11 protein-coding genes are annotated in these 11585 nt (G+C 43.3%); 6 read left to right on the top strand and 5 right to left on the bottom strand.

Annotation, left to right across the window (positions count from 1 at the left end; translation table 11 throughout):
- The first annotated feature begins 23 nt into the window (after nt 1–23).
- Complete coding sequence (gene purU, locus C0J08_RS13055) at nt 24–890, top strand: formyltetrahydrofolate deformylase (protein WP_212652381.1); 867 nt, start codon at nt 24–26, stop codon at nt 888–890.
- 80 nt (nt 891–970) lie between these two features.
- Here purU and C0J08_RS13050 read toward each other — a convergent pair whose 3' ends face one another.
- Complete coding sequence (locus tag C0J08_RS13050) at nt 971–2347, bottom strand: FAD-binding oxidoreductase (RefSeq protein ID WP_212652380.1); 1377 nt, start codon at nt 2345–2347, stop codon at nt 971–973.
- 187 nt (nt 2348–2534) lie between these two features.
- On the opposite strand from C0J08_RS13050, the gene C0J08_RS13045 reads away from it, so the two are divergent.
- Nucleotides 2535–3413, top strand: a complete 879-nt coding sequence (locus C0J08_RS13045) for an alpha/beta hydrolase (protein ID WP_212652379.1) — start codon at nt 2535–2537, stop codon at nt 3411–3413.
- Here C0J08_RS13045 and C0J08_RS13040 read toward each other — a convergent pair.
- Entirely contained in the window at nt 3410–4156 is a 747-nt protein-coding gene (locus C0J08_RS13040) for a helix-turn-helix transcriptional regulator (protein ID WP_212652378.1), read from the bottom strand. The genes C0J08_RS13045 and C0J08_RS13040 overlap by 4 nt on opposite strands.
- 90 nt (nt 4157–4246) lie before the next feature.
- Between C0J08_RS13040 and C0J08_RS13035 the strand changes: the two genes are divergently transcribed.
- Together C0J08_RS13035 and C0J08_RS13030 are read left to right on the top strand one after the other, a co-directional pair.
- Complete coding sequence (locus C0J08_RS13035) at nt 4247–4699, top strand: GyrI-like domain-containing protein (protein ID WP_212652377.1); 453 nt, start codon at nt 4247–4249, stop codon at nt 4697–4699.
- Between the two features lie 134 nt (nt 4700–4833).
- The gene (locus tag C0J08_RS13030; protein ID WP_212652376.1) at nt 4834–5265 is read left to right on the top strand and encodes a BLUF domain-containing protein; all 432 of its coding nucleotides are present in this window, start codon (nt 4834–4836) and stop codon (nt 5263–5265) included.
- Nucleotides 5266–5311: 46 nt separating this feature from the next.
- On the opposite strand, the gene C0J08_RS13025 is transcribed toward C0J08_RS13030, so the two are convergent.
- Nucleotides 5312–7168 (bottom strand): hypothetical protein, encoded by a 1857-nt coding sequence (locus C0J08_RS13025; RefSeq protein ID WP_212652375.1) that lies wholly within the window; start codon nt 7166–7168, stop codon nt 5312–5314.
- A gap of 349 nt (nt 7169–7517) precedes the next feature.
- Between C0J08_RS13025 and dld the strand changes: the two genes are divergently transcribed.
- On the top strand, nt 7518–9257 hold the full coding sequence (dld, locus tag C0J08_RS13020) for a D-lactate dehydrogenase (RefSeq protein WP_212652374.1): 1740 nt from the start codon (nt 7518–7520) through the stop codon (nt 9255–9257).
- Between the two features lie 42 nt (nt 9258–9299).
- Here dld and C0J08_RS13015 read toward each other — a convergent pair whose 3' ends face one another.
- Both C0J08_RS13015 and C0J08_RS13010 read right to left on the bottom strand, forming a co-directional pair.
- Nucleotides 9300–9467, bottom strand: a complete 168-nt coding sequence (locus tag C0J08_RS13015; protein ID WP_212652373.1) for a hypothetical protein — start codon at nt 9465–9467, stop codon at nt 9300–9302.
- A 14-nt stretch (nt 9468–9481) separates the two neighbouring features.
- The gene (locus tag C0J08_RS13010) at nt 9482–9679 is read right to left on the bottom strand and encodes an addiction module protein (RefSeq protein ID WP_212652372.1); all 198 of its coding nucleotides are present in this window, start codon (nt 9677–9679) and stop codon (nt 9482–9484) included.
- A 142-nt stretch (nt 9680–9821) separates the two neighbouring features.
- On the opposite strand from C0J08_RS13010, the gene C0J08_RS13005 reads away from it, so the two are divergent.
- A complete protein-coding gene (locus C0J08_RS13005) occupies nt 9822–11330 on the top strand; it encodes a carboxypeptidase M32 (protein WP_212652371.1) in 1509 nt (502 codons plus the stop codon).
- Nucleotides 11331–11585 lie beyond the last annotated feature (255 nt).

Genomic DNA, 11585 nt, shown 5'->3' with positions numbered 1-11585 from the left:
CTAATATAATAAGAGACTATTGTATGAAATCAAAAACCGCTCCTTGGATTTTTACTGCCAGCTGCCCAAGTATTATTGGAACCGTTGATGTAGTAACTCGATATATGGCGCAAGCTGGTAATTATGTAGATGAGATTCATTCCTTTGACGACAGAGAATCCGGTCGTTTTTTTATTCGCATAGAATTCCTGCCGCAAGATACTGATTTCAATGAAGAAACGTTTAAAGAAGGTTTTACCGAACGTGCTGCTGAATTTTCAATGGATTGGTCGCTAACTGCTCCGAATCATAAGCCAAAAGTCGCTATTATGGTGTCCAAGTATGACCATTGTTTGAACGATTTACTGTATCGTTTTCGTACTGGTCAATTGAACATTGATGTTACTGTTATCATCTCAAATCACCCTGATTTGGAGGATCTTGCGAAATGGCATGGTATTCCGTATTACCATTTGCCGATTACCGCTGAGACTAAGCTTGAACAAGAAGCGCAAGTGCGAGAATTAATTGAGCAATACGATACCGAATTAGTCGTGCTAGCGCGCTATATGCAAGTGCTTTCACCGGGGATGTGTGAATATCTAGATGGCCGCGCCATTAATATTCACCACTCTTTATTGCCTGGTTTTAAAGGCGCTCGACCTTATCACCAAGCATGGGAGAAAGGCGTGAAAATGGTTGGTGCGACAGCTCATTATGTTAATAATGATTTGGATGAAGGCCCGATTATCTCCCAAGGTATTCAAGTAGTTAACCATGCTCATTACGTTGAAGACCTTATCGCTAAAGGCCAAGACATCGAACGTGTTACTTTGTTTAATGCTGTGAAATGTCATGTTGAAAAACGTGTGTTTTTAAATGGCAAGCGTACGGTCGTATTTGGTGGGTAACCTGACGACTTAGAAGAAGGTTGGTAAAAGCCGCTCTCACGAGCGGCTTTTTTGTTTTTGAAATACGTTAATGAGAGGAGTTAAATAACTCTACCTGCATTTAAAATCCCATTCGGGTCCATGGTGTTTTTTAACGCTCGCATGAGGGCAATTTCTTCTGGCGTTCTTGAGTAGTGTAAGTACTTTCTCTTTAAGACTCCGATACCATGCTCCGCTGAAACCGAGCCTTTAAATTGCCCTGTCATCGCCATTATATTTGCCGAGATAGCGTCTAGGTCCTCAGCAGATCCGGTTCCAGCGCAAAGGTGCAAGTTACTATCGCCGATATGACCAAAAATACGCAGTTTGATATCCGAAAAGGCTTCATAGAGTGATGATTCTAGTTGTTCTACAAAGTTTTCCATTTGGCTGATTGGTACACTGATATCGGTATTAACCACAGGACCCATGGTGGCAAGAAGTTCACCTATGCCGTCACGGATCTGCCAGAATGAAGCCGTTTGTTTAGCGGACTGGGCAACCACGGCATCAGAAACTAATTCCGCTTCCATGGCTTCGAACAGTACCCTTGAGAAGGTTTCATTATCCTGTTCATGGTCTCGCCCTTGGTATTCGATCAGAGCGTAAAAAGCATGTTTCTCTTGAAAAGGACTGCTGGCTTGCTCAACCGTATCAATGACTTCATCAAAGTAATTGGCCCACATGACTTCAAAAGAGGTGATGCCATCACCTAATTCGGAATAGCTTTTTTTGAGTAATGCGAGCACATCGGAAAAATTCGATAAAGCGCACAAAGCCGTTTGAACGGCGTTCGCTTTTGGAAAAAGTCGCATCACGACTTTAGTGACAATCCCCAATGTGCCTTCAGAGCCGATAAATAAATGTTTAAGGTCGAATCCCGCATTGTTTTTCAGCATCTTGTTGAGAGCGCTGATAACGGTGCCATCAGGAAGCACGGCTTCTAAACCAAGTACCAAGGCTCGGGTTGAACCATAGCGAATAACTTGATTACCACCTGCGTTGGTAGAAACGACACCGCCAGCCGTACAAGTGCCACGTGATCCCATATCTAAGGGTAAACAGAGTCCTACTTCTTCTGCGGCTTCTTGGAGAACTTGGAGAGGGGTTCCCGCGTGAGCGGTAATGGTCATTGAGTCTGTGTCTATTTCGATAACGCCAGACATTCTTTCTAATGAAATGGCGATTTCGTTGTGTTGCGGTACAGCGCCACCGCTAATACCGGTGAGGCCGCCTTGAATGACCACAGGCTGTTTATTTTCATTGCAGATTTTTAATGTGTTGGCGACGTCTTCTGTTGAAGAAGCTCGAATAAGAGCAATAGGTAAAGAGCCTGCAACGCCACTCCAATCGGTTTTGTATTTATCACTAATCGAAGAGCCTGAGATAAGCGTGTTTTTTCCAAGTGCATCCGTTAATTGCGCAATGATATCCTTCATGAGTCCTACCTGATGTTAGTCAATTGTTATTGTTGTGTGTCGTGTGACTTTTCTTTATGAAAATAAAGTAAGGAGGTCAGCAAAGCAAAGGGCAGCTTTAAAAATTTCAAAAAATTGTGATCTTCTTTCCTGTTGTCTTCGTAGTAAATAACTATGTGCTCAATGTAAACGAAATAAGGAGACCGTCTTGGGCGTAAAAAAAATAGGTGTCGCGCTAAGCTCTTTGCTACTGGCGGCCTGTACCAAAGTAGGTATTGAAGTCGCCAACTTACCAAGTCATTTTAGTGATACTAAATCTACAAAAGACATAGCCTATGGGGCGAAGAAGTGGCAGAAACTCGACATTTATGTGTTTCCTAATGAGACGCAAGAATCCAAGCCAGTCATTGTCTTCTTCTATGGCGGAAGCTGGAAAGACGGTTCAAAAGACATGTATCCTTTTGTGGGTGAGCTGTTTGCAAAGCAAGGTTATGTGACGGTTATTGCCGATTACAGCAAGTATCCACAAGTCAAATTCCCTACCTTTGTTGAAGATGGGGCGAAAGCGGTCGCTTGGACCTATCGTCATATTGCCGAATATCAAGGTGATCCGGAGCGCTTATACGTAGCCGGTCATTCTGCTGGTGCTCACATTGGTGCTTTGGTCACCGCCGATAAACATTATTTGGAAGCAAATGGATTGTCTCCCTCAATTATTAAGGGCTTTGCGGGTCTGTCCGGTCCCTACGATTTTGTGCCGAGGGAAGAAGATTATAAAGATATGTTTGGGCCGCCTGAAAACTACCCCAATATGCAAGTTCCTACTTTTATCGATGGTACGGAGCCTCCAATGTTACTTCTGTGGGGAGCCGATGATGAAATTGTCTACAAAAGCAACATGGATAAGCTGATCGATAAAATACAGACAGAGAAAGGGCAAGTTGAGAGCAAGGTATATGAAGGCGTAGACCATGTAGAAATGGTTTCAAGCCTAATGTGGTTCTTTAAGAGCAAGGCGCCAATTGCCCAAGATATGAATGCATTTTTTCAGCGACATGGCGCAAACGCAAAAAAAGTGAAGGATTAGAGAGTTCTAACATTCTGCTTGGTAAGAATGTCATGAAAATCACTTAGCGGTCTTACTGTAAATTCTTGTGGCAAAATGTCCGCTTGTTTGATGCGATCATAGCGAAAAATGCGTACGTCATTTCTAAGATAATCCCACGCTAATAGATACCAAACAGGGAAGCCCAAATATAAATAATGGGCTTCAATGTCTCGCTGCGTTTCTTGGTTATAAAAGTCTTGATAAATAATTGAGAGACGACGATTAAAAAGAAAAGCGTGATGTAGGGTTTCAATCGTTGCTTTTGTCTCTTGTTTTTTTGTGCTGAAAGACTGTAAAACATCTGGAGATGCTTGCTCTCCAACATGGATACGTTTGCGTAGTTGGTGCATTTTTTCTTTTTGTTTAGGAGAAAAAGATGCCATCAGCTTTTGACGAACGGTATCGATATTCCTCATAAACAAGGTTGGCCCCATGCTTTCTGCAATGGCGAGACTGATGAGTAAATCAATTATTTCTTGGCTTTCTAATGACAGCCGTCCAACGCCCCAATGTCGATGAAGTTTAATGCCGCCACCGCGACCTTTGTCGGCTTCGATGGGTAAACCCCGTTCTCGCAAAATACCGATATCGCGAAATAAAGTTCGCTCACTGATATTCAATTCTTCTGCAATCATTTTACTCGTCAGAGCATCTTCTGATTTCAGAATGGCGGTTAATTGCTCTAATCGATCTAAATGTTTTGTTGTATTGGCGCGGGTCATTATTTTAATGTGACATAAAGTGTCATAGTTGTCGATATAGTGGCAACATTCGAGTTAAGTCCTATTAAGATGAAGAAAGTTGGAGGAGCCATGAAGCAAGTCACCCTAGTTGAACATCGTGTAGCAGGTTTAAGTGTAAGAACCAATAATGCCAGTGAAATGCAGCCGGAAACGGCGAAGATCGGAGCTTTGCATCAAACTTTTGCACAGCAAGCTAATGTGAACTACGAAAAGGGGGCCTGTTTATATGGCGTGTATTATCAATATGACTCGGACTATACGGGTGACTTCAATGTTTTAGTGGGATCTGATCCCAGTATGGTGGAGTCAAAAAAAGAGCTCGAAATGGTAGTCCTGCCAGCTGGGGAATATTTAGTCTTCTCCGGCGAAGGAGAAATGCCACAAATCGTGATCGATGTGTGGGGTGAGATCTGGCGCTACTTTAGTGGTGACAATTGTGCTCACCAGCGCCTTTATACTGTGGATTTTGAATGTTATACCAGTGAAAACAGCGTTGATGTATATATTGCTGTTGAGCACTAACATTAAGATTGGAAAATATCCGATTAAATAAAAAACCATATAAAAATTACTAAAGTCCACATTATTTTTATAGATAAAATCGTTAACCTCAACCTGAATGATGTATTTATGTATTCGTTAGGGGAGGGCTTAATGTGGATTTAGTTCGACTTATTTATACAAGTACTATTACTGAGCAATTTGAAGTGGATGACATTGCTCGTATTCTAAAAGTGGCTAGAGTGAATAATAAAGCCTTGAATGTGACTGGCTTGTTATCATTTAATCGCCGCTTCTTCCTTCAGTGCTTAGAAGGAACTCGTAAAGATGTGAATGAGATTTATCATAAAATAGTGACAGATGATCGTCATAAGAACCCCGAGATTATAGATTATCAAACGATTTCAGCTAGAGAGTTTGCTGGTTGGAATATGGGCTATTTACAGAATACAGACAGCCTTCGTGAACTCTTTTATCAGCATACTAAGAGCGTAAACTTTGACCCTTATAATATGAATGGCGAGAATGCGTTATCGCTTTTGCTGGATATCCGAGATGAGATTAAAAAAGCAGAAGCGGTATCTTAAGCTTCTGCTTTAGTTTGGACTTTAGATTAAAACGTAACTGATCTTGTTATGGCTGTTTGCTAGCGGGTACAACATCTTTGGCAAATAAAAATCCCCAAATAAAATCGGTTTGTAAGGCTTCAACTTTAGGTGCATCACTGTGGTCGTTGTAAAACCAATTAGGGTTAGGAATACCATGAGTGCCACGGCGGTATCCAAAAGCACTTACATCTCGTTGGAACATAGATAAGGGGGAAACGATCGCTGTATCGCCAGGTACCGGGTTAAGATTGGGGGCAATGGTCGCTCGTGAGTGACAGGAAATACAGCTAGAACCCTCCATAAAACCGGCTTCAGTAATCGAATTGCCCAGTATTGTCGGCATCCCTTTTGCGTTAACAAACTCCACTTGAGAACCTTTCAAACGATAATGTCGCCAAGCCTTGTCTGCGGCGCTCGGTTCTATCGCCGATTTCTCTTCTGTACCAATGTTTAATGTATTAAGCAGGGCTTCCCACTCGGGACGTATGTCTTCTGCCGGATAGCCGGCATCGTTATCAAAAACAATTTGCCCATCGCTCAAATTATCACTGTGTTGATTGGCGGCCACGTAGTTGTCTGCTGTGCCTTCTGGGCGGCGTTTATCTGAGCTTTTGAATCCATATGAATCATTGCAGCCGGTGAGATCGCATCGTCCCGGTAGATTGACGTGTTCGAAGGTTGCCCACACCCAGTTTGGTATGTCTTTCGATGAGATATGAAAGGACAGCAAATAATGTGTGCCTGTTAGATTGCAATGCCGCTCTTCATGGCTAATACCAAGCGCCTGCAAATTAATATCCGTTGAAATGTTAGCCGTATGGATAAACTGATTTGACTGAGCGGACTCTTTTCGCTGTGCTAGGGCGTTATCTAGCTCGACTTTCTGTTCCGCATTTAATCTTCCACCATGAGCTTGAATAAACTTAGTGGCGTATTGCTTAGCAAAACGCTCAGCCAGAGTTTCGTACAGCGCTTGATGTACCCAATTGCTTTTCATCATGACGGCATCAGGAGGCAGATCAATCCGGGAAAGGTTTGCTGACCTTGAGCGCGTCGCGGATTGATTTCGTAAATGATAAGGGGCGCTGTTTTGTAGGTTGTCGTTATTTTGGTTATAAATCGCTAACAAACCTGAGGTGTTATAAAGATTGTTCTTGAACAGATAATCATGGAAAGGCTGATTTCGTAACGTTAATTCCGTACTGGTTTGTCGAATAATACGGCCAATACTTTCGCTATTTTCTGGGGCAAATGTGGCGTAAATCTGTTTTCTTACATCGGTGACAGAGCCATTTATTTCTACCGCAGAGCAGCTTTGCTGGTTTGAGCGAGATTGTTTTTTGGCGTTTTTAATACGCTGTTTAAATTCAGATTTACTGATGGCGGCGCCATGAAGAGACGCGCTAGTAGAGCGCAACGGATCTTGTGTTTTATTTGATGATGTTTTGTTGCCCGGATAAATAGGGCAGTGGCCTTGGCTGTTTTGATTATTCCCAAAGGCACAACACTGATCGGCTGGTGGACTCTGCCCTGCTGCACACAGTGGATAGGGTTCATTTGGCCAATTCTGCTTTTGGTCCGCCCAATTACGCCAGAATTGATCTTCAACTGATTCTGCAAATAATTTCCATGAAAACATGTCTGGGCAGGTCATGGCAGGGTTGGAAATGATTTTGCCATTGTATTTATTAACAGCGAGCAATTGCTGATTTTCTTGAGAGAAGACCATAGAACAAAACTCAGCATCTCTGATATTGGCATTAAAATACAGGGCTTTATCAATATTTGATGGTTCATAAGTTTGTGCGTCGGCCAGTGAAGCGATAAGAGCGCTCATCAAAAAAAGAGAAAACCAAAGTGCTCTGCCGATTGTTTGAATCATTATATAAACTCTATTTCATTCAAATAATTAGATAAATTTCTATTGTAATAGAAAGAGATAAACTTACAGGATAAAGCGTAAAGCAAGATGACCCTAATAGTATTTCCTATGTTACTACATCTTATGATTGGTTTGAGCTTCTAGGTATTTTAGAGAATGGCGCCTTATGCTTGATTCAGTATTTCTATGCTTGTCAAATGATTGATGCAACCCTCTTTTTGCATAAGCATCCTTTATGAGTAGGATTCCTATTTATTTTACTGGAGTTTTTTTTACTGGTTGATCGGTTTAGTATACCCGCCTCTTTCCCCCGACACGTTGCGAAGTACCCTCTATGACGGAAAACAGTATGACGGAAACTCATTTCAACTTAGATTTGGCTGCTGAATTAAAGGCCATTGTAGGAAATCAATATACCTTAACCGATGAAGATAAGACCAAACCTTACAGTCAGGGTTTTCGTCTTGGTGGTGGCAAGGCCTATGCGGTCGTTCGTCCTGGTAGTCTGGTTGAAATTTGGAAATGTTTACAAGCTTGTGTGAAAGCGGACGTGATTGTCATTATGCAGGCGGCCAATACTGGTCTGACAGGCGGTTCAACACCTAATGGTGCGGACTATGATCGTCCTATCGTGATCATCAGCACCATGCGTATTGACGACATTCAGTTGCTTGACCAAGGTAAACAGATTGTGGGTTTTGCGGGAAGCACCTTATTTGGTTTAGAGGACACCCTAAAACCATACGGCCGTGAGCCACATTCCGTCATTGGCTCTTCTTGTATCGGTGCCTCTATCGTAGGTGGTGTATGTAACAACTCTGGCGGTGCCTTGGTGCAACGTGGGCCAGCGTATACAGAAATGTCCTTGTTTGCCCAAGTCACACAAGACGGCGAACTGCAATTGGTGAACAACTTAGGCATTGAGTTGGGAAGTGATCCAGAAGAAATTCTGACCAATCTGCAAAACAAAACCTACCAAGAGAAAGACGTACAGTTCCCAGAAAAACGCGGTTCTGACAACGAATACCACGAGCGTATTCGTGACGTCGATGCAGACACCCCATCACGTTTCAATAACGATCCTCGTCGCTTGTACGAAGCATCTGGTTGTGCGGGTAAATTGGCGGTCTTTGCCGTGCGTATTGATACCTTCCCGATTCCAGAAAAGTACCAAGTCTTCTACATTGGCACCAATGATCCTGCGGTTATGGAACAAATGCGCCGTGATATGTTGTCTACCTTTAAAAATCTGCCTGTGTCTGGTGAATACATGCACAGCAGCAGCTATGACATCAGTAAAAAATACGGCAAAGACAGTTATTTGGTGATCGATAAATTGGGCACTAAATACATTCCTAAAATGTTTGCGCTAAAACGTACAGTGGACAGATGGGCTGGCAAGCTGAAATTCATGCCGTCTAAATTCTCTGACATCATGATGCAATACGCGAGTCAGCTGTTCCCAAATCATTTGCCAAAGCGCATGGAAGATTTCCGTGAAAAATACGAACATCATTGGATAGTCGAAACCAGCAACGATGGTGTAGCCGAAGCGCAAGCCTATTTAGAAAACTTCTTTAAAGACAATGAAGGGGGCTTCTTTGCTTGTACTAAGCGTGAAGCAGACCAAGCCATCTTACATCGCTTCGTGACCGGTGGTGCTTTGACTCGTTACCACATAATGAACAAAAAAGACTTGGGTTCTATCATGACCATCGACGTGGCCTTCCCACGAAATGAGCGCGATTGGTTCGAAGAACTACCACAAGACATCGAAAAAAAAGTCGCGGTGAAAATGTACTACGGTCATTTCTTCTGTCACGTCATGCACCAAAACTACATCATGAAAAAAGGCGTTGATGCCAAAGCAGTGAAGAAGCAAATTCTTTCTAGCTATGACGCCCGCGGTGCAGAATACCCAGCCGAGCATAACGTTGGACATGAGTACATTGCCAAGCCTGCGTTGCGTGAGTTTTACCAAAAAACCGACCCAACCAACAGCTTCAACTCAGGCATCGGCGGCACTAGTAAATTGAAAAACTGGCAAGAACTCAGTGGCGAACACACAGGCTGTGGTTGTCATAAATAAGCGTTAGAACAAGAGTTAATGCAAAAAGCCGAGACGTTTCTTTTAAAGATGTCTCGGCTTTTTTGTTGATAGGTTGTTTGCTTTGAATAGTTTATTTGTTTTGTGATTTGAACTAGACATATTGGCAATGATTTTATCAGCTTTTGCCTTTGCAGCTTCTTGTACTTCTGGCTTAATTTTCTTTCTAAATTCTTTTAGTGATTTTGTCATTTGGTAATCACCCTTTAGTTAAAAAATTTAGACTTAACGTTGTCCCAATCTGAGCCGACATTTTGATCTAATTCGAATTGTGCCAGTCTATTGTCTAATTCATTTTTTTGGGTTGTAGTGAGCTTTATGGCATTTTGATCACTTGCGACAGAGTCCCAAAGCTGCTGAGCTAGTGTCACTTTTTCGCTCGCAGTTAAATCGTTTAGTTTCATCGTCGTCACCTAGCAATATTTCATGTCTAAGAAGTATAAAACGATTTAGACTAAATGTAACTGATGACAAATTTTACCTCGCTATCACACATTTATATCAATCTGACACGAAGAACAACTGTTACATAGGATGAAAACGACCATGTCCAACTACGACAAGTTAACGTCACACTACCAAACACTCAGCCATTTTAACCACGCTCAAGCCATGCTGGGCTGGGATGCGGCCGCGAACATGCCATCGGGTGGCAGCGAAGCACGTTCTAACGCCATGGCGGAATTATCGGTTCACATTCATCGACTATCGACACAACCCCAACTAGAAGAATGGTTTGGTAACGCCGAGCAAGAATCCTTCAATACGGAACAAATAGCCACAGAACAACAAGCCAGCCTACGCGAGATGAAACGCCAATGGCAGCAAGCCACTGTGGTTCCAGAAGACCTAGTACAAGCGCAATCCATCGCGGGTTCGAAATGTGAACATGCGTGGCGCACTCAACGCCAAGAAAACGATTGGACAGGTTTTGAGAAGAACTGGAAAGAAGTGGTCACCTTATCTCGTGAAGAAGCGAAAATTCGTGGCGAAGCACTAGGTCTTACACCTTATGATGCCATGCTCGACAAATTTGAACCGAGCACCACAACCGCATCTCTTGATACCTTATTTACCGATGTGAAAACTTGGTTGCCAGAACTGATTGAAAAGGTTTTAGAAAAACAGAAGTCTGAATCCATCCTATTGCCGTCTGGGACCTATTCTACAGCAACGCAAAAAGCCCTTGGTTTAGAAGTGATGAAGCTGCTGCAATTCGACTTTGACCGTGGCCGACTTGACCAGAGTGTGCATCCATTTTGTGGTGGTGTACCAAGCGATGTGCGCATTACCACGCGCTATGATGAAAAAGACTTTGTGCAAGCCTTAATGGGCATCGTACACGAAACAGGGCACGCCCGTTATGAACAAGGTTTACCCAAAGCCTTTGCTGGATTGCCTGTTGGCGAAGCCCGCTCCATGGGCATTCATGAATCTCAGTCGCTCTTCTTTGAAATGCAAATAGGGCGCAGCAAGCCGTTTATTTCCCACTTATCACGACTCTCTGCCGAAGCTTTCAACGCACACAACGACCCCGTCTTTGCCGAAGACAACCTGTACAAAATCTACACCCAAGTAGAAAAAGGTTTCATTCGTGTTGACGCCGATGAACTCACGTATCCCGCTCACGTCATCCTGCGTTACGAGATCGAGCGAGACCTGATCAACGGTGTGATAGAACACACAGACGTACCCGCATTGTGGGATGAGAAAATGAAAGCCGCCCTTGGTATCTCCACCAAAGACAACTATAAAAACGGCTGCATGCAAGACATCCACTGGACAGACGGCGCTTTCGGCTATTTCCCAAGCTACACACTCGGTGCCATGTACGCCGCTCAATACAAAGCCACCATGATGAACACTGTAGACTTCGGCTGTGATTTCGATATGGCCATCCAAAGTGGCGACCTAAACCCAATCTTCCAATGGCTCAGCGACAACATCTGGTCACAAGCCTCGCTTCACACCACAGATGAGCTCGTCAAACGCGCTACAGGCGAAACCCTAAACGCCGCACATTTTAGAAAACACCTAGAAGGGCGGTACTTGTAGTCGGACTGTGCCTTCCCTTTTTACTTGAACTAAAGAGCCAAGGGGAAGGCTTTACCTCTGACTGCCACCTCGGCGCTTGGAGCAAACCAAACACCACCGCTCGACTTTATTTTGAGAATTGACGTTTAACCTCGCTCTGGCGTTCTATTTGCTCCTCGCTACTGAACATAAACTCCCCAAAATGTAGGGCACGATGAGCGAAGCGTGATCTGCCTTTGTTCGTAAACGCATAACTTTTAAATACTGCTGCAAAGT

Origin of the sequence: Marinomonas sp. CT5 (genome assembly GCF_018336975.1) — a bacterium.
Taxonomy (GTDB): domain Bacteria; phylum Pseudomonadota; class Gammaproteobacteria; order Pseudomonadales; family Marinomonadaceae; genus Marinomonas.
Note: the sequence above shows the minus strand (reverse complement) of the source record. Positions and strands in the feature narration are given on the sequence as shown.